Origin of the sequence: Amycolatopsis coloradensis (assembly GCF_001953865.1) — a bacterium.
Taxonomy (GTDB): domain Bacteria; phylum Actinomycetota; class Actinomycetes; order Mycobacteriales; family Pseudonocardiaceae; genus Amycolatopsis; species Amycolatopsis coloradensis.
In genome coordinates, this window is sequence record NZ_MQUQ01000011.1 from 137,123 (window position 1) to 155,759 (window position 18,637).

Consider the following 18,637-nt stretch of genomic DNA (forward strand, 5'->3'; position numbering starts at 1 on the left):
GGTCCAGCGGAAGTCTCGCTTGACTGCGAAATCGACGTCTTTCCGGCCAGAAGGAAGACGTTATTCGTAGCGCTGAAGATATCGCGTGTAGTAATGGCGAACCCACCCATACGGACTATCGCATTTGGTGATCGGTTGGTGGTTCACTGGCTGACGCCCGGGAGGGCCAGGGTCTGTCGGGGAGTCCTGGAGCGCTGAGGCAGCGCATTTTGCTGTGGGGATCTTTTACGTTTCGCGTGGGCTGGTGCGTGTCCGCCGGCCTGCTTGAACCGGACTTGGGGGCCGGGTGGCCCCTGAAAGGACGCTGGGGGATGTCGAAGTTGATTCGATTCGGGGCGATCGGTTCGCTGGCGGCGCTGGTGCTCGTCGGAGTGACGCCGCCGCAGAGTGTGGCCGCGATGCCGGAACAGGCGCAGGTGGCACGAATGGCGGCGCCACCGTCTGCGCGGTGCCCGATCACGCCCGCCGCGAAGCCGCCGAACCGGGCTCCGGCGCAGGCGCCGGACGGTCGGCCGGTACAGGCACAGCAGGCCGCGGAAGGCTATTCGGCACGGGATACGCCCCGGCGGATGATTCCCGGTGACGAGTACCCGGTCCGGGTCACGCTGACGAATACCACCCAGGCACCATTTCTGGCCGACAGCCAGGTGCTGTCCTATCACTGGACTTTGCCCGACGGTGACGACGCGACGGCGGGAAACCGGCTGGACACGCGGATGCCGTCGGATCTGCAGCCCGGTTCGAGTTTGGTTCTCGACGCGAAAGTGAAGGCGCTCGCCCTCGCCGATGTCGGCAATGAGCGGGAGCAGTTCATCCTTCGTTGGGACGTCTACGACACCAAGAAAAGGAGCTGGCTGTCCGACACGGCCGGGGTCCCCACCCACGACCAGGACGTACGGGTCGAAGAACCGACGTCCGACCAGTTGGGTCTCGAGCAGTTCTACTCCTACGGCGGGGTCGCCACCGGCGCGGGCGGCAACCTGTCCGTGAACCAGTTCTCCGGCAACGGGGTATGGAACTTCGATGTGCTGTCCAACCCGAGCCGAGGACAAGCCAGCTTCGTCCGGCTGTCGCACAACACCTCCGACACCTCCGACGCCTACGCGGGTTACGGCTGGTCGGTCACGACGTCCACGCTGAACAGGCTCGGCACACCTTTGGAATTCGGCGGCCTCCTGCCGGGAATTCTCGGTTGGCCGACCACGGTGACCCTTGTCGACGGCGACGGCACCAGCCATGTGTTCGAGCTGAACAAGAACGACAGCGGAAACTCGAAGAACTGGACTTACGACAGCCCGGCGGGTGTCCATCTGTACCTGCAGTATCTGTCCGAGGGAAAGGAGGACCGCCGCTGGGTGTTCACCACGCCCGAGCGCACGCAGTTCTTCTTCGACGGTCAGGGATATCACACGTCCACAGTGGACAAGTCCGGCAACACGATGTCGTTCACCTACGAACGCGCGTTGCTGGGCAACCGCAACACCGGCGTGCTCAAACACATCACCGACGCCACCGGTCGGCAGACCTTGACCTTGGACTACTACCAGCGAGGAGATGCCTTCTCCTACATCCTCGGTGGCAAGAAGCTGACCGGGACCAGTCTCGACAACCTGCTCATCATCAACAAGCTGAAGTCGATTACGGACGTCTCCGGCCGGTCGGTCGCCTTCACCTACACCGATCGCGGTTACCTCGGCGAGGTCATCGACGGCGTGGGTGACCCGGGCGCCAAGCCGTTCACCTTCTTCTACGACGACGCGAACAGCAAGCTGCTGTCGGTGGTCGATCCCAATGGCGGCACCACCAGGATCGATTACTTCACCGATTCCGGCGACTCCTTGCGTAAGTGGAATGTCCGCACTGTAACCGACCGGCGCGGCGCGAAATCGGGGTTCGAGTACACCGACGCTGACGGTGACACCGGCTCGAAGATCGAGTCCACGTTGGTCAACCGCAATGGTCATGCGACCAGGACGCTCATCGACGGGTACGGGCGGGCCGAACGGATCACCAACGCGAAGAACGAGACCATCCGGCTGCACTGGGACGAGGACAACAACGTCGTCCGGCTGGTGGAGAACAACGGGGCGACCCAGAGCTGGGTCTATGACCAGAAGACCGGGTTCCCGTTGGAGATCAAGGATGCCGAAGCCAACCGGGCCGATGGCCCCGCGACTCGGCTCGCGTATCGCACGGCTCTCAACGGGTATGTCGCCGACCTGACCGAGAAGGTCACGCCGGAGGGCCGCAAGTGGGCCTTCGTGTACGACGAGAAGGGCAACCTTCTCTCCGTCACCGACCCGAAAGGCACCGGCACCCCGGATCAGAACGACTACACCTCCCGGTATTCCTATGACGGCTTCGGTCATCTCATCAATCAGACCGATGCCAACGGGCACACCACCGTCTATGGTGATTACGACCCCAATGGCTATCCACGGCTGATCACGGACGCCTTGGGCTGCACGACGTTCTATCGTTACGACGACGTCGGCAATGTCACCACGGTCACCGACGCGCGGGGTAAAACGAGCAGCTACACCTACGACGTGTTCAAACGGCCGCTGGACACCCGCGAACCGAAGGACGAAGCGACCGGAACCCTCATCGTCACCCCGGGTCCGCGCTACGACCGCAACGACAACGTGGTGAGCAGTACCGCCGCCAACGGCGCCGTCACCCGGACCGTCTTCGACCAGATGGATCAGCAGGTCGCCACCTATTCGCCGAAGGACGAGCCCGGCGGGCCGGAGAAGATGACCGCGTTCACCTACGACGCGGTCGGCAACCTGCTCAAGCAGACCCAGCCCAAGGGCACGCTGACCTCGGCCGACCCGGACGACTTCACCTACACCTTCGTCTACGACCAGCTCAACCGCGTGCTGCAGGTCACCGACGTCAACGCGAACCGGGTCACGGCCGAGTACGACGACGTCGGCAATCTCGTCAAGGAGGTCGACGGCCGCAAGAACAAGACCGCGGACCCGAACGACTACACGACCAAGTACCGCTTCGACGCCAACCATCAGGTCGTCGAGACCATCGACGCCGACGGCCACTCGAGCAAATCCCGCTATGACCGCGACGGGAATGTCGTGGCGGCCACCGACGAAGACGGCAACGAAACCCTCATCGACTTGGATGAGCGGGGAATGCAGCGGGAGGTGCGGTCCCCGCACAGCGACGACGGCGGCCTCCGGTACTTCACCACCCACTACGAATACGACCAGGTCGGCAACCTGACGCGGACGATCAATCCGCGTGGAGTCGACACGCCGGACAAGCCGAACGACTTCGTCTCGGAGACGGTGTACGACGAGTTGAACCGGGTCCGCGAGGAGATCCTGCCCTACGACCCCGACGACGCCGAGCACAAGACGCCGGTCGGCACGCTTTACTCCTACGACGAGGTCGGTCGTGTGGTCGAGATCAGCGCGCCGCCTTCGCACGGCGAATCGGTGCGCAACATCACGAAACAGTCCTACTTCGACAACGGGTGGCTGCGGACCTCGACCGATTCGTGGGACATCAAGACCAGCTACGACTACACCGCGACCGGCCAGCAGGCGAACCGTACGATGACCAGCGCGGGCGGTGGCGCGCAGCGGGTGCAGACCTGGGAGTACTTCCCGGACGGCAAGCTCAGCAAGCGCACGGACGCCGGCGCACCGGTCGGTCGCGATGTCGTGGTGCTCGACAACTCCAGCCCGACGGGCACCCAGGCCATCGGCGACTGGAGCACCGCCGACTCGGACAAGGGTTTCCACGGCACGAAGTACCACACCACCGACGGTGGCGACGCGGCCAAGTCGTTCAGTTGGAAGACGAGCGTGCCCGCCGATGGCGTCTACGAGGTACTCGTCCGCTACCCAGGGGGCAGCGCCACCGATGCCGCCTACACCGTGGAGCACGACCGGGGCGCCAGCACGGTCCAGGTGGACCAGAGCAAACGCGCCGGTGAGTGGGTGAGCCTCGGCAAGTTCCCGCTGACCTCGAAGCAGACACGGACCGTCACACTCGCCGGGAAGGCCAACGGCACGCTCACCGCGGACGCGGTGCAGTTGGTGCGGGACAACAAGTCCGATGTGGATGACGAGAGCAAGACGTTCGGTCACCGCTACGACCCGAACGACAATCTAGTCGAGCTGACCGACTCCTCGCCGAACACCCCGGTCGACACCTACCGCATCGGCTACGACGCGGTGAATCTGGCCAAGAAGGTCGAGGAACTCAAGGACGGCGCGGTCAAGCACACCACCGACTACGCCTACGACGAGAACGACAACCTGACCTTCACCAAATACGACGACAAATCGTCGAGCTACGAGTACAACACCCGGGATCTGGTCGCCAAGGTCACGAACAAGAAGAACGACGGCGACCCTGGCAAGGTCAATTCCTTCGAATACACCAAACGCGGGCACATCCAGCGTCAGGTCAAGAGCAACGGCAACACCGTCGACCACACCTACTACCTCGACGGCCTGTCACGTAAACAGCTGGAGAAGAAGAAGGACGGCGCGGTCGTCACCGAGCACAACCTCGAATACGACTCGAACTCCAACCGGGTCCGGGACGACGGCCGCAAACAGAACGCCGACAACCACGGCGCGACGATCAACAACGACACCAGGTACACCTACGACCCGCGAGACCGCGTCCGGAAGGTCACCAAAAACGGCGGTGACGGCGAGCGGACCGAAGAGTACAAGCACGACGACAACGGCAATGTCTGGGATCAGACGGTCAGCGGTAAGCGCACGAGCTTCGACTACGACCGGAACCGGCTGGTGTCCTCGACCACCGACGGCCAGACGGCGAACTACGACTACGACGCCTTCGGCCGCCTCTTCAAGGTGACGCAGTCCGGCAAACAGCTGGAGAAGTACACCTACGACGGATTCGACCGCAAAACCGAACACGTCAAGGACGAGGGCGCCGCTTCGAAGACCACGAAATACACCTACGACCCCCTCGACCGCCAGCAGACGAAGGTCGAGGGCGACAAGACCACCGCCTTCCACTACCTCGGTCTCTCGGACCAGGTACTCACCGAGGACGAGAACGGCAAACTGCGCAAGGCTTACCAGTACTCCAACGACGGCGAGCTGCTCGCGCAGGTGAAGTTCAAGGACGACGGCTCGGAAGAGGACTCGGTGTACGGGTTCAACCCGCACTCCGACGTCGAGCAGGTCACCGACTCGAAAGGCGACACCAAGTCCACCTACGGGTACACCGCCTACGGTAAGGACGACGACAAGGAATTCTCCGGGGCGGACAAGCCCGACCAGGCGAACCCGGACAAGCCGGAGGAGAACTCCTACCGGTTCAACACCGCGCGCCACGACAAGAGTTCCGGCACCTACGACATGGGGTTCCGTGACTACTCGCCGGGGTTGAACCGGTTCCTGACCCTGGACCTCTACAACGGGGCGCTCACGGATCTGAGCTTGACGACCGATCCGTGGACGAACAACCGCTACGCCTTCGGCGCGGGCAATCCGCTGTCGCAGGTGGAGATCGACGGCCATGGCTGGTTCGACGACGCGGTGGACTGGGTCAAGGACAACGCGAAGGAGATCGGCCACGCCGCACTGGACGTCGCCGGAGTGATCCCGGTGGTCGGCGAGGCCGCGGACCTCGCGAACGCGGCCTGGTACCTGGCCGAGGGAGATCACGCCAACGCGGCGTTGTCGGCGGCCTCGGCGGTCCCGTTCGCCGGATGGGGCGCCACCGCGGTCAAGGCCGGCAAGTATGCGGTCAAGGGTGCTGAAGCCGCGCAGGGCGGGGCCAAGGCCGCGAGCGCGGGACAAGGCGCGGCGAAGACGGCGAGCAAGGCGGCCGACGCCGGAGCCAACGGGTCGAAGGCCGCACCCGCGCCGAAGCCCGCTCCGAAAGCAGGCGGCTCCAGCGCCGGCAAACCATCTGGAGGTGGCGGAGGCAAAGCGGGCGGCACCGCGTCCACTGGCAAGAAGTCCTCGGGCAGCGGGTCTGGCGGCGGCAAGGCGGCCAACGGCGGCGGAAGCAGCGCCACCAAGGGCGGTGGTGACAACACCGTCTACCGGAACTTGAACTCCACGGACGACCCTGCCAAGGGGCTGACCGCCAAGAATCCGGACGCCACCTACAAGCCGGGAGGGCACCTCTCCAACGGCAGCAAAGCCGGCTGGCGGTCGCAGTACATCTCCACGACCCGGAGCCTCGAAGTGGTGAAGAAGTGGAACGAGGGCAGAGCGGTGGCGATCGATCTGGACAAGGTTCAAGGTCGAGTGACCGATGCGTCGACCCAGGCCGCACGTGATCGCGCAGGTATCAGGGGGCATACTGCGAACCGGCTGGGGGAAGCCTCCAAGGAGGTCCTCATCGAGGGCTTCATTCCCCCAGAGGCGATCACCTGGTTGGGAAGGGTATGACTACAGTGGCAGGTATCACGGATCGGCTCGCGGAAAGCTGGGACGACTTCATCGTCGCGTTGCGGTCGAATGAGGGATTTCAAAAGGCATACTACGAGAAATTGGTAGAGGTACTTCGCGAGGCGGCGCGAGAGTGGAGTAACGCCGACGCCATTCCGCGGCTGGCGGCCAACGTGCTGGTCGACATCGTACCGGTGACTCAGTCCGCCGCCGATGCCTATAAGGAGCCGGTGCGTCAGCAGATCTACGACGCCGGCCACGAGTTGTACGACCTGGTCATCGACTGTGTGGCGGTGAACCCGGATTGAGGGGTTATGGCTCGGCGCCGGAGCCCAGCTGGGCATCCTCGCCTTCGCAGTGTGATCAACGCGCGAGTACGTCTTGGTGAACCGATTTCGAGTTGTCGTGGATTCTTTACCGTATTCATCATGAGGTGACCGAGAAAGTCGAGGTTGGGTATGCGCTGGGGACGGTTGGCTGGATGGTGCGCGGCGCTGGTGACGGCGACACCGGTGATGGTGGCACCGGCGGTATCCGCTGGACAGGAATTGCCATTGTCAGGATTCGGCGATGTACTTGTGGACAGCGTGCGCGAGAAGGTGTTCATCACCGGTGGTGCGTCTTCGAACGGGGTCGTGGTCGCGGACTTCACCGGCCGGGTGCGATCGACGATCGTCAATCAGCCGGGTGCCGACGGATTGGAGCTGAGTGCCGACGGCACGAAACTGTACGTGGCGTTGTCGGCGGGCGACGGCATTTCGGTGATCGACACGACGACGTTGACCGAGACCACGCGGCATTCGACCGGGGCGGGTACCTGCCCGACCCACCTGGCCCGCACGGGTCCCGTCGTATGGTTCGGCTACGGCTGCGAAGACGGGAACTGGTCGGGAAAGATCGGCAGACTGGACCCGGCCGCGACCCCGCCCGTGCGGGGCGACTTGCAGGGCGGAACGCGGTTCCAGCGAGCTCCGCTCCTGACGTCTTCCAGCGCTGACACCGGACCGCTGGTCGCCGGACAACTTTCGTTGAGCCAATCACTGGTGCAGGTCTACGCAGTAGCGGGCGACGTTTTGACCGCGGGCTCGTCGGGAGACGTGGTTGGCGCGGGATTGACCGATCTGGACGTCGCCGGTGACGGCGCGACGCTGTTCAGTGCCGCGGGTTCTCGCGATCGCGTCGAAGCGTTCGCGACCGCGGACCTGGCGCGGCGTGGCGCGTATGCGACCCGGCCCCGGCCGGCCGCGGTGTCCCTGTCCCCGGACAGCGGCCACGTGGCGACCGGTGCCTTGACCTCGGACGACAAGGACGTGCAGGTATTCCAGATCGGCGGGGCGGCGCCGGCGAACACGATCTCCCTCGACACCGGAGAGACGATTCAGCCGCGCGGGCTGGCCTGGTCGCAAGACCAAAGCCGCTTGTTCATGATCACCCGGTACGGCAACGAACCACAACCGCACCTGGAAGTCGAGCGGAACCCGATCGACTGACGGGTTTTCCAAGGCGGTATCGGCATTCGTGGTGGCTGAACCCTTGGGGACGTCGACGACGGCACCCAGCCACTTTCGGCCTTTACCCAAGCCCCTTGATCACCCGGCTCAGCCGGGCGCTTGACGCGCGGAGGCGAGGCTCTGTCATGTTTTCCGTGTAAGCGCGCGGGGTCGCCCGTCGCGGTCTCACGCGCCGGGGTAGGACGCAGCGGCTTCGGTAATGCCTAGTTACTGACCAGTGGTTGTGCTCTCGCGAGAAAGCGGTCATGGTGTGAGAATGGGCTCGGAGCAGTCGGTGCGGTACGAGGTCCCTTATTTCCCGGCCACCGTGGTGGGATTCGCGCTGTTGTGGCTTACCGGGTTAGGGGTGACCCTGTTCTCCCGTCCTCTGCATCCGTTGGGGCTGCTCATTCTCAGTGGCCTGTTCGTGCTTACCGTGTGCGTCGGCCTAATCAAGAGCCGGTACGTGGTGCGAGTGGTCGCGTTCACCGAGACGCAGGTGCGGCTGGAAAGCCGCGCGGTCGCGTGGACCGTTCCCATCGTTGACCTACGCGCCGTGCGGCTCACACACAGTGGCGACACCTCGAGCGGCTACCAGACGACATCGCTGCTGCTGGACTGGCGCGACGGATACAGGTCTGTTGTCTGCGACCACGATCCGGAGATGGGCCGAACGCTCGTGCGGGTGCTTCCAGCACAGGTCGTCGTAAACGAGCAGTGGAACGAACTTCAAGAACCGTCGACCGGCTGACAACCTGAAGCTCACAGATAGCTGCCAGCCTCAGGAACGAGATAACCACGAAATCCGGTCCAGGACCGGGTGCCCATCCCGCGTCGGCGGGCATCAGTATGGGTGAGTTCGAGTTCACCGAGCAATGCTGTCCGGCAGGCGTGGCAGGCCTGGTAGTCGACGCCGCCGACCTCCGCCCCGCCCCGGTAGATGCGGTGGGCGTGGAAGGTGACCGTCGCGCCGTCGTGACAGTGCCGGGACGGGCTGGGCCAGACCTTGTCGCCGAGATCGATGCCGCGCCGGATCGGGAACGCGGGCCAGGTGGTGTTGTCCACGAACTCCATCGCCCGGCGCAGTCGGTCCGGCTCGACCGAGGGATCCTTCAGCTCCTCGTGTGCCCTCATGATCTCTATTCCACAGCATCACGCGAGCGGCCGGCCTACCACCGTGCGAGTCGTCAGCGTCGACGGGCTCGCGTGATCAGGACGTCCCACTCCGGCAAGTTCGACGGCAATTTCGCGATGTTCGTTTCTGCGAGGAGCGGCGCGGTGCCTGACCGGTAGGCCTCGCTCTTTTCTTTTCTGACTCGCTCTGGCCAGCGCGGCGTCGCTTCGTTTGACGCGGTCCGGCTCGGTTGCGGCGGCGTGCAACAGTTGGCGGTAGAGGGGCACGTTGGCGCCGGACCACGACGGCGAGCACGACGAAGACCGCGGTCGCGAGCACCGTTGCCGGAACCAGGGTCCATCCGATGGAGATTCGCAACCCCTCACGGAGGGAGCCGGGTCATACCCGCGTGGGAGGCCGCACCGTGTGTCAGCTCGTAGATTTTCCGGTAGGGCAACACACATTCTTGCCCAATACCGATTCTGTCGAGCAAAGGAACCCTATTCCGATGAGGAAATCCAGAATGACGGTCCTGTTGGGTGCGCTGCCGCTGTCGCTGCTGGCCCCACTGTCCTCGGCCCAGGCCGCACCGAGCGTGGGCATCGACTGTGTGGCCATTTACGCACCGGCCGGCGCCAAGCTCCCCGGGCAGCCCCAGGAGCTCCACTTGAAGAACTATGGCTGCGGCCAGGAGGCGGATCGGCTGAATTCGGCAAGGGCCGCCAGAGTCATGATCAAAATGTGGGAGCACCGTGACTACACGGGTGCCAGTGTCGAACTGAAAGCGGAAGGAGCGGAGGCTCGTTGTGACGGGGACGGATACCGCTGGAGCAGCTTCCCGGACGGCTGGAACGACTGGGTGTCCTCGTTCCGGACGTACCAGAGCTGCACCTACGTTCGGCTGTACGAGCACGTCGAGACCTCCGGCAACTGCAAGGCGTTCTACGACGATCAAAGTTACGTCGGTGACGACTGGAACGACAAAGCTTCCTCGCTGCGGGCGCAATCGGTGTCGCGTAACTGCTGAGCTGCGACCGTAGCTGCTCGCGGCGCGTGCCGGTCCGGAAACGGGGCCGAGGAGATAGTCGTGCCGACGAGGTGTGTATCAGCCGAAGGCCGCCCTGCGGCGCAGGATGCCGAACCGGCCGCATGTGGTGGCTCGGTTACTGGCACACCACGGTCTGGAACTGCCGGACGAAGAAACCGTCGGCGGGTGACCCATGCTGAACGCGAGCGAACATGCGCGCCCGAGCGACTCAACGGGCCTGAGAAGGCTCGTTGAGTCAGCGGCGGCTGCTGGTGAGTGTCCGGCCGTCCCACCGGTCGAGGAATTCCCGTAGTTCGCGGGCGCGGTCGGGGTCGAGTCCGCGGCGGCCGGCGGTGTAGCGCAGGTATTCTCCGGCGCCTTGCAGCAGTCCGGACCAGGGGTTGGACAGCACCAGCGCGACGTGGGTGGCTTATTCGCCCGGCGGATAGGTACGAGGCGAAGGCGCGCGAACCGGGGATCGGTGTCCGGACCCTGCCCCGATGGGTCGCTGACTTCCGCACGGCCAGGTCGATTTTCGCCGCTTCCCCCGACGGTGGTGCGCGGCTGATGTGTGCGGATGGTTTCGGCATCCGACCGTGCTGCGTATACCAACCACGATCACCGAGCGGCCAGCAGGTGAAGAGTCATTCCGGGCGGAGATCGTCCCCGGTTCGGCGGGCCCGGTCGCTATTGCGGCGTCGATAGTCAGCTGATTTCGCTTTGGTTCCGCAGCTGCTCATTCCGCACCAGCGGCGGCGGCCGGAGCGGGAGGAGTCTAGGAAGAGCCGACTGCAGTCGGGGTGGTCGCACTCTCGGATCCGGCCCGATTTCCTGTCTGCCAACAGGGTGATGGCGTCGCGGGCGAGAGTGGAAAGGGCCTGCCGGAGATCGCCTCGGAATTCGACGGTGTCACCCGTCCACTGGGGTATCAGCGGAGGAGACGCCGCTGCGGCGTTGAGTGCGGCGCGGTCCTCGGCCCGGCCGGTCCCTCGGCAAAGACGGTTGACGACTTCGCGCAGGGCGATGATTCGACGGAGCCCTTCTGTGTCGACGGCGATTCCGGCGCCGAGGCCGGCCTGCTCCAACCAGCGGGTGACGTCGGCGGGAGTAGCCAGCAGCTCTCGCGCGCTGTTCTGGTGTCGGACCTGCAGGGTTGTCGTTAGATCCAGGCACGGGCTGCCGCTGAGAAAGGTGAACACGTCACCATATTGACCGGTGACTTGGCCATGTGCCAGTGTTGCCGTCACCTGTTAGTGGGGTGACGGAGGAAGAATGTCCGGTTTGGCCAGGTATCTCACGGCTGCGGTGCTGGTTCGCGGTGCCGACAGCGGCGCCACGGTCGGCCTCGTTCTGCTCGCTGCGCACCAGCGTCTGCCTCCGGTCATGGGCGGACTGCTCATCGCCGCGCTCAACGCGCCGCACCTGCTGGGTCCATGGCTGGCGGCGCGGTTGGACAAGGCGGTACAGCGGCCCCGCCTGCTCGCGGCGGCCTATCTGCTCTACGGAACCGCCTTGTCGGGTGGCGCGCTGGCGATCACCCGGTTGCCCGCGATCGTGGCGCTTCTCGCCGTCGGGGTGGCGGGATGTTGCGGGCCGTTGCTGACCGGCGGGTTGAGTAGCGTGTTGGACGATCTGGGCGCGAGTAGACGCAACCAAGGCTGGGATGCGCTCTCCTACGGAATCGGTGGAACGGCGGGTCCCGCCGCGGTCGCGGGGCTAGCCGGCCTGACCGGCCCGCTCGCCGCCGTTCTGGGCCTGGCCGCGGCGACTCTCGTCGCGTCCGCGCTGATCTTGACGTTGCCTCTCGGTGACGCACCAGCGCATCGGGGCCCAGTGGGGCTGAGGGCGGGACTGAAGAGCTTGGTGGCTGTGCCGCCACTGCGGCGGGTGACGGTGCTGACGCTGCTGTCCGCGGTCCAGTTGGGAGCTTTGCCGGTCGTGGCCGTGGCACTGGGGCATGAGCTGTACGACACCGCCACCGCGGGCGCGGCGCTGACCGTCGCCTACGGTGCGGGCAGTCTTGCGGGCTCGGCATTGGTGACCGCGTGGCCGTTGCGGGGTGAACCAGAGATCCTGGCGGTGCGGTTGTTCGCCTCCCTGGCCGTGGTCACCGTATTGTGTGCCCTCACCACGAGCTATCCGACGGCGATTACCGGCTTCGCCGTGCTTGGACTGCTGAACGCGACATCGTTCACCGCCACCCTCACCGCTCGCACCCGCTACGCACCACCAGGCGCCCGGGCACAAGTATTCGTCACCAGCGCCGGCTTGAAGGTCGCGATGGCCGCTCTAGGGGCAGCCCTGGCTGGCGCCGCGGCTGAACTCGGGGGCCACGCACTTCTCATCTGCACGGCCGCGATCACGCTGACGGCGGTCGCCACCGCGTTGCTGGATCGGCGGCTCACTGCCCGGAAACATCGACGGCGCGAACATGCCCACGTCGCGGCGGAGCCCCCTCAAGGGCGCACGTCCGGTGTATGAGCGGTCGAGAGTCGTCGAGCGACGCGCCCGACGAGGAAGAACCCATGATATGGCGAACAGTGCCGCCCAGTCACTCGCCTGACATGTTGTCGATACACTGTGCCGTCTGCGCGGCGCAAGCGACCCGGCAAGTCGTGCGCCCAGGCCGGTGACTGATGTAGCGAGCGTATATCCGCTGCTGCGACTGTCGTGCGCATGACTGTCTTCTCTCCAGTTTCAGGCGCGCGCCTGGCGGTGCTCGGTGCAAGTCCGATGCGTGAGGCCGCTTTGGCCGAGTGGCGGGCGATGGGGGTGCGGGTGCTTCTGTTCGACGGGCATTCCCCGGCCCGCTATGACCTGCTCGCCGACGTCTTTCACCCGGTGGACGCGCGGGACGGCAGTGCCGACGCCGATCGCATCGTGGAGCTGGTCCGCGGCTGCGACGGCGTGACGACCTTGTCGGACGCGTCGCAGGCCACCGCTGCCCAGGTGGCCGAGCGGCTCGGTCTTCCCGGCGTGGGAACGGAACGAGCCGAAGTCGCGCGATCCAAATGGCGGCAGCGAGAGTTGTTGTCCCAGGCTGGGATCACGGTGCCGTGCTGGCGGCGGGTGACCGGCCCGGACGACATCGGCGAGTTCTACGGCGAGACCCCCGGACGCGCGGTCCTCAAACCGGTGGACTCGGCGGGCAGCGCGGGAGTGCTCGAGGTTGACAGCGAAGCCGAGGCGCGAAGGCAATGGCCCGTGGTGCGGTCGCTCTCGCCGTCACGCACGGCGGTCATCGAGGAATTCCTGCCGGGACGTGAGGTGTGCGTCGACGCGGTGATCATCGCCGGGCGACCGGTGTTCGTGTCTGTTGTGGACTGTGAGTACGGGGGCGGACGGGGATTCATCGCCACGTCGGCGATGTACGCGAGTCGTTCACGTGATCACGACGCGGCCGAGGCGCGGCTGGCCGCGATCGCGGCCGCGCTGAAGCTGGCGGACGGTCTCGTCCACGCGGAGTTCAAGATCGACGGCGACCGGTGGACGCCGCTGGAATTCGCGTTGCGGCCCGGTGGGGCGCTCGTGCCCGAGCTCACCCGCCGGGTGAGTGGGATCGACCTCTACCGTGCCCAGGCGCTGATCGCGCTGGGAGCGGCGGCCGAGTTGCCGCGAGCCGCCGAGGCGCCGGCGTGCGCTCCGCACGCGCAGGTCCGCTTCCTCGTCGGCACCGGGCTGGTCCGTCGCTTCGTGCCGCCCGCGACGGTCGTGTCCGGACTCCCCGATGTCCGGCTGGTCAGCCAGTTCGTCGGCCCGGGGGCGAGGGTACGCACGCCGGTCAGCGAGGAGGGCCGTGCTGGATGTGTCGCCGGTTGGGGCGACGACCCGCGAGCCCTCGACGAGCAGTTGCGCGTCGCGGTCGACCGGCTGGGAACCGCGATGGGGCTGGCCGTGGAGGTACCGCCCGCGCCGGCCGTGGCTGATGTAGCCGCCCTGTAGTCCACCTCGCCAGAGTGAATGATGACCTATCCGTCCTGACCAGAGGACCTCGACGTGCAGACACAAACCTTGGGGAACATCGACATCGACCGGCAGCGCGTGGATCACGACCTGGCGACGACCGACGGCTTCAACTTCGCCGAACAGTACGGGGAGTTCCAGAGCGGCTTGCCGTGGAAGAGTTGCATGCTGTGGTCGGTCGGCGGGGAGGTCGGCGACGGTGTCATCGCGCACTACGACCGCACGCTTCCCTGTGTGCCCACCGAATACGGCACTCAGCTCGATTACCTCAACGAACTGATCACTCGCTCGTTCAACACCGAACACATGCTTTTCGCACGTTTGGTGCTCATGACCGACAACGTGCTGATCCCGCATCGCGACTTCGTGGAGTTCGTCGAGGACCCCATCGAGGCCAGGGCCGCGCACCGATTCCACATCCCGCTCGCCACCGACGAGACGTGCCTGTTCATGGACGACCGCACGATCTACCGGATGCCCGTCGGGCAGGTGTGGTCGCTCGACGTGACCCATCTGCACAGCGCGGCCGTGCTGTCCGACACCCGTCGCTATCACCTGATCCTCGACTTCGCTGACGCTCCCAGCCAGGACGACCTGTTCGCTTTCCCCGCGAGTCCCAGCGGCGGTATCCCGGCCGAGAACATCGTGGAGCGCCCGGAAATCACCGAGGACGAGCGTGAGGCGCTGCACAACCTTTCCGGGGTTCTCTCGATGGACACCCTCTCGCAGGTGGCGGGCATCGTGGTGCGCACGGAGTACCGGAAGGACGGTGGTGAGGACTTCTCCTGGCGCACGATCACCGAGATCGCCCGCCGCGGCGGTGACACCGAGGTCATCGACCATCTCGCCAAGCTGCGGGAGCACTGCACCCTGCGCCGGGGCGAGTGAAGCGCCTTGAGTACCGCGACGACTACTGTCACCGGTATCCATCACGTCGGAGTGCAGACCGCGGACGTGGCCAACGCCCTCGCCTGGTATCGCGCGTTCCTCGGCGCCGAACCCGCCTGGTCACTGGACACTTTCTCCGAACTCACCCACTCCCGGCTGCCCGGGATCACCCAGCTGGTCGAGATCGGCGTCGGAACGCTGCGCCTGCACCTGTTCCACCGTCCCGGCCGTCCGCCGATCCCGCCGACCGAGAGCCTGGTGCAGTTCCAGCACGTGTGCCTGGCGGTGTCCACGCCAGGAGACCTCGACGTGCTGCGTGAGCGCTGGGAACGGCTCTACGACTCGGGCGAGTTCACCTTCGCCCTGACCGAGCGGAGCACGCCCATCGTGGTCGACGACGAGGGCGTGCACAGTTTCTACGCCTACGACGTCAATGGTCTGGAGCTGGAGTTCACCTGCGTACCGGGAGGCTCGTGATGACCGCGCCCGCGCCGTTCGCCGAGTTGCCTGCCGCGCCGGCGTGGGACTACGGCGGCCTGAGCTACGGCCTGGAGCCGCTGACCTTGCCCGTGGCCGGGTTGCCGCTGCCCCGGCATTCGGCCGGGCAGCTCGGCCGAGCCGCACCCCGGGTGCCGAGCGCGTGGCCGTCGGCGATCAGCCGCCGCATCCGCGCCATCAATTCCGGCGGCGTCGCCACGGAACACCTGGCCAGGTCCGAAGATCCGGCCGAGCTGTTCGGGTTCCGGTGGATCACCGGCCATCAGGTCAGCTTCGTGCTCTGGGTGCTGATGGCGCAGGCCCTCGACGACCACGCCGGAGGCCGGATCGCGCCCGAGGAGCTCGCCGAGACACTTCCGCTCTACGTGCGGGGGTACTGCGCGATGCTGCTCTACTCGGGGTCTTGTCCGACCGCGGTCTACGAGGAGGTGATCCGGCCCAGCATGCGCCGTCAGCACCCGGGCTTCAGCGGTAGCTGGGCACCGGACTTCCGCCCGGTACGGCAGGTCTTCCGCGGGCGCGACGGGTTGCCGGACCTGCTGCCCGACGGGCGGCCGCTCGCGGAGGCGCTCGAACTTCATCGGCATGTGCACGAGAGCGTCGCCGCCCGGCTGGTACCCGGCGGGGTGTCGTTGCTGCGCCAGTCGCCCACCCGCCACCGCAACACTCGGTTGCTGAACCTGATCTACGACAACTACTTCTTCACCCTGCGTGCCCCGGTGTCCTGGCCGGAGGTACTGACTCAGTTGTCCCGGCGGCTCGTGGCGATCGCACAAGATCTCACAGTCAACGGCATCGACGGAGGCTTTCCGCACGAGGAAGCGCCGGGTCCGTGGCAGGACGCGGTCGCGGGGTGCCAGGCACGCCTGGAAGAAACTCTCGCGCAGATCGCGATCCACGCACCCGCGCAGATCCAGGCTCGCCTCCAGGCCACCCCGGCCGAGCGGACAGCCTGACGTGTTACCCGGTCGTCAGCACGGCGTCGGCCTCGATCTCCACCAACAGGCGAGGGTCGAACAACGCGGAGATACCGACAATGGTCGTCGTGGGCAGGATTTCGGCGAAGCGCGCCGAATGCGCCTCACCGACGCGGCGCCATTGATCGATGTCAGTGACGAACACACGGGTGCGCACCACCGTGTTGAGCCCGGCTCCGAAATGTGCCAACGCTTCTTCGATACGGCGCAGGCATTCCGCCGATTGCGCCACTATGTCGGCCTCTCCGACGGGGCCGTCCGGACCCATCGCGGTGGTACCGCTGACGAAAATGAAGTCGCCCGCCCTTACGGCACGCGAATATCCGAAGACCTGCTCGGTCTTCGTCCCGCTGGAGAGGATGGTCCGTGATCCCATCAGCCACCGCCTTCGATCGGGGTCGATCAAGGTTCGCACAGTCAGATCGGTCTCGCAGCGCCGCGGCGGTGACACCGTGATGCCGGGGCGCCCGGAGCTGATCGGCGGCTTCGGTGCGGTGTCCTCGACGCACTGGCTGGCCACCGCCGCCGGGATGGCCGCTCTCGAACGGGGCGGCAACGCCTTCGACGCCGCCGTCACCGCCGGGTTCGTACTCCAAGTGGTCGAACCTCATTCCAACGGTTTCGGCGGGGACGTCTCGATCGTCCTGCACGAGGCACGACCCGGCCGCACGGCGGTTGTGTGCGGACAGGGGCCGATGCCGCGGAGCGCCACCACCGCGGCGTTCGCCGGGCTCGGACTGAACCAGATCCCCGGCTCGGGGCTGCTGGCCGCCTGCGTTCCCGGCGCGTTCGGCGGCTGGCTACGGCTTTTGGCCGAGCACGGCACGATCAGCGCTGCCGACGCGCTGGCCCCGGCGATCGGCTACGCCGAGACCGGTTTCCCGCTGCCCGCCGACTCGCAGAAGGCCATCGCCGCCCTGGTGCCGCTCTTCGCCGAGCACTGGCCCGGATCCGGCCGCGCGTTCCTGCACCACGGCGCGGCGCCCGGAGTGGGCGCGCGGATGCGAAATCCCGAGCTCGCGGCAACGCTACGCAGGCTCGTCGACGAAGGCGAACACGCCCGAGGCCACCGCGAGACCAAGATCGAAGCGACGATCGACGCGTTCTACCGGGGATTCGTCGCCGAGGCGATGGACGACTACCTGGGCCGCACCGCGGTTTTGGACTCCACCGGTCGCCGGCACCGGGCTTTCCTCGGCGGTGACGACCTGGACCGCTGGCACCCGACGGTCGAGGATCCGGTGAGCCTGCGCTACCGCGACCTCACCGTGCACAAACCCGGTCCCTGGTCGCAAGGACCCGTGTTCCTGCAGCAACTCGCGCTGCTCGAAGACCTCGACTTGGCGGCCATGGATCCCGGTTCCGGGCGCTACCTGCACACGATCGTCGAATCGGCCAAACTGGCGATGGCCGACCGTGAAGCCTGGTACGGCGATCCCGACTTCGTCCCGGACCGCCTCGGCGCCCTGCTCGACCCCGCCCAGATCGCCCGCAGGCGCGCGCTGATCGGCGAACACGCCGTGCCGGATCCGGCCCCCAGCACGATCGGCGGGGTGTCGGGCTGGGTGCCCGACGTGCCGGCGGACGAGCCGCCTTCCTTCGAGTCCGACTGGATGGGCCAGTTGCAGAGCGGGATGCCCACGATCGTCCTGCGCGCCATGGTGAAATCCGGCGACACCTGCTCGGTCGCCGTGGCCGACCGCCACGGCAACCTGGCAGCGGGCGTCCCCAGCGGCGGCTGGCTCAAGAGTTCACCGGTCATCCCCGGACTGGGCTTCCCGCTCGGCACCCGCGGCCAGACCCTGTGGCTGGTGGACGGCCACCCCAACTCGCTGATGCCCGGAAAACGACCCCGCACCACGCTGAGCCCCACCATCGCCTTGCGTGACGGAAAACCGTACCTGGCCTTCGGCACCCCGGGCGGCGACCGCCAAGACGTGTGGACACTCGAATCCTTCCTCGCCGTCACCGAGTTCGGCGCCGATCTCCAGTCCGCGACCGAGACGACCATGTTCCACAGCGATCACTTCCCGCCGTCCTTCACTCCACGCCGCTGCCGTCCTGGAACCGTTGTCCTGGAAGACAACTGCGGCCCCGAGGCGGTCGCGGACCTGCGTGCCAGGGGCCACGACGTCGAACTGGTCGCGCCGTACTCGATGGGATCGAAGGTCTGCATGGTGGGTGTCGGCGAGGACGGCTTCCTGCGCGCGGGCGCGGGCCCCCGGGGCAAACAGGCCTACGCCATCTGCCGGTGAAACCCGAAACCC

The 18,637-nt window shown here is 66.2% G+C and carries 15 protein-coding genes; 11 read left to right on the plus strand and 4 right to left on the minus strand.

Going from position 1 to position 18,637, the window contains the following annotated elements; all coding sequences use genetic code 11:
- Positions 1-311: 311 nt before the first annotated feature.
- The 4 genes from BS329_RS20945 (at position 312) to BS329_RS20960 (ending at position 8,654) form a co-directional block, all read left to right on the plus strand.
- Complete coding sequence (locus BS329_RS20945) at positions 312-6,413, plus strand: golvesin C-terminal-like domain-containing protein (RefSeq protein WP_076162941.1); 6,102 nt, start codon at positions 312-314, stop codon at positions 6,411-6,413.
- A gap of 5 nt (positions 6,414-6,418) precedes the next feature.
- On the plus strand, positions 6,419-6,721 hold the full coding sequence (locus tag BS329_RS20950; RefSeq protein ID WP_143253137.1) for a hypothetical protein: 303 nt from the start codon (positions 6,419-6,421) through the stop codon (positions 6,719-6,721).
- Between the two features lie 246 nt (positions 6,722-6,967).
- Positions 6,968-7,903, plus strand: a complete 936-nt coding sequence (locus tag BS329_RS20955) for a YncE family protein (protein ID WP_143253138.1) — start codon at positions 6,968-6,970, stop codon at positions 7,901-7,903.
- A gap of 277 nt (positions 7,904-8,180) precedes the next feature.
- On the plus strand, positions 8,181-8,654 hold the full coding sequence (locus tag BS329_RS20960; protein ID WP_076162944.1) for a hypothetical protein: 474 nt from the start codon (positions 8,181-8,183) through the stop codon (positions 8,652-8,654).
- An 11-nt stretch (positions 8,655-8,665) separates the two neighbouring features.
- Here BS329_RS20960 and BS329_RS20965 read toward each other — a convergent pair whose 3' ends face one another.
- Complete coding sequence (locus tag BS329_RS20965) at positions 8,666-9,037, minus strand: hypothetical protein (protein WP_076162945.1); 372 nt, start codon at positions 9,035-9,037, stop codon at positions 8,666-8,668.
- Between the two features lie 503 nt (positions 9,038-9,540).
- On the opposite strand from BS329_RS20965, the gene BS329_RS20970 reads away from it, so the two are divergent.
- Positions 9,541-10,044 carry a hypothetical protein gene (locus BS329_RS20970; protein ID WP_076162946.1) on the plus strand — a complete coding sequence of 168 codons (504 nt, stop codon included), beginning with the start codon at positions 9,541-9,543 and terminating at the stop codon, positions 10,042-10,044.
- 256 nt (positions 10,045-10,300) lie between these two features.
- Here the strand turns inward: BS329_RS20970 and BS329_RS43465 are convergent, their stop codons facing one another.
- The gene (locus BS329_RS43465) at positions 10,301-10,456 is read right to left on the minus strand and encodes a hypothetical protein (protein WP_158075821.1); all 156 of its coding nucleotides are present in this window, start codon (positions 10,454-10,456) and stop codon (positions 10,301-10,303) included.
- A 232-nt stretch (positions 10,457-10,688) separates the two neighbouring features.
- Positions 10,689-11,291 carry a CGNR zinc finger domain-containing protein gene (locus tag BS329_RS20975; RefSeq protein ID WP_244197238.1) on the minus strand — a complete coding sequence of 201 codons (603 nt, stop codon included), beginning with the start codon at positions 11,289-11,291 and terminating at the stop codon, positions 10,689-10,691.
- 25 nt (positions 11,292-11,316) lie between these two features.
- Between BS329_RS20975 and BS329_RS20980 the strand changes: the two genes are divergently transcribed.
- From BS329_RS20980 to BS329_RS21000, 5 genes are all read left to right on the plus strand, one after another.
- Positions 11,317-12,525 carry an MFS transporter gene (locus BS329_RS20980; RefSeq protein WP_244197239.1) on the plus strand — a complete coding sequence of 403 codons (1,209 nt, stop codon included), beginning with the start codon at positions 11,317-11,319 and terminating at the stop codon, positions 12,523-12,525.
- Positions 12,526-12,777: 252 nt separating this feature from the next.
- Positions 12,778-13,986 carry an ATP-grasp domain-containing protein gene (locus BS329_RS20985; protein ID WP_076162949.1) on the plus strand — a complete coding sequence of 403 codons (1,209 nt, stop codon included), beginning with the start codon at positions 12,778-12,780 and terminating at the stop codon, positions 13,984-13,986.
- A gap of 54 nt (positions 13,987-14,040) precedes the next feature.
- Positions 14,041-14,895, plus strand: a complete 855-nt coding sequence (locus BS329_RS20990; RefSeq protein ID WP_076162950.1) for an aspartyl/asparaginyl beta-hydroxylase domain-containing protein — start codon at positions 14,041-14,043, stop codon at positions 14,893-14,895.
- 6 nt (positions 14,896-14,901) lie between these two features.
- Entirely contained in the window at positions 14,902-15,372 is a 471-nt protein-coding gene (locus BS329_RS20995; protein WP_076162951.1) for a VOC family protein, read from the plus strand.
- Positions 15,372-16,349: a hypothetical protein gene (locus tag BS329_RS21000; RefSeq protein WP_076162952.1), complete on the plus strand. Its 978-nt coding sequence runs from the start codon at positions 15,372-15,374 to the stop codon at positions 16,347-16,349. The genes BS329_RS20995 and BS329_RS21000 overlap by 1 nt, the downstream gene beginning before the upstream one ends.
- 4 nt (positions 16,350-16,353) lie before the next feature.
- On the opposite strand, the gene BS329_RS21005 is transcribed toward BS329_RS21000, so the two are convergent.
- Entirely contained in the window at positions 16,354-16,746 is a 393-nt protein-coding gene (locus BS329_RS21005) for a RidA family protein (protein WP_076162953.1), read from the minus strand.
- Between the two features lie 79 nt (positions 16,747-16,825).
- Between BS329_RS21005 and BS329_RS21010 the strand changes: the two genes are divergently transcribed.
- A complete protein-coding gene (locus BS329_RS21010; RefSeq protein ID WP_076162954.1) occupies positions 16,826-18,625 on the plus strand; it encodes a gamma-glutamyltransferase family protein in 1,800 nt (599 codons plus the stop codon).
- Positions 18,626-18,637 lie beyond the last annotated feature (12 nt).

Bases quoted from the DNA above. Each gene is read 5' to 3' on its own strand.
- BS329_RS20945 (WP_076162941.1), top strand. From the start codon at position 312: ATGTCGAAGTTGATTCGATTCGGGGCGATCGGTTCGCTGGCGGCGCTG.
- BS329_RS20970 (WP_076162946.1), top strand. From the start codon at position 9,541: ATGACGGTCCTGTTGGGTGCGCTGCCGCTGTCGCTGCTGGCCCCACTG.
- BS329_RS21005 (WP_076162953.1), bottom strand. From the start codon at position 16,746: ATGGGATCACGGACCATCCTCTCCAGCGGGACGAAGACCGAGCAGGTC.
- BS329_RS21000 (WP_076162952.1), top strand. From the start codon at position 15,372: ATGACCGCGCCCGCGCCGTTCGCCGAGTTGCCTGCCGCGCCGGCGTGG.
- BS329_RS20980 (WP_244197239.1), top strand. From the start codon at position 11,317: ATGTCCGGTTTGGCCAGGTATCTCACGGCTGCGGTGCTGGTTCGCGGT.
- BS329_RS20965 (WP_076162945.1), bottom strand. From the start codon at position 9,037: ATGAGGGCACACGAGGAGCTGAAGGATCCCTCGGTCGAGCCGGACCGA.
- BS329_RS20960 (WP_076162944.1), top strand. From the start codon at position 8,181: ATGGGCTCGGAGCAGTCGGTGCGGTACGAGGTCCCTTATTTCCCGGCC.
- BS329_RS20985 (WP_076162949.1), top strand. From the start codon at position 12,778: ATGCGTGAGGCCGCTTTGGCCGAGTGGCGGGCGATGGGGGTGCGGGTG.
- BS329_RS21010 (WP_076162954.1), top strand. From the start codon at position 16,826: ATGCCGGGGCGCCCGGAGCTGATCGGCGGCTTCGGTGCGGTGTCCTCG.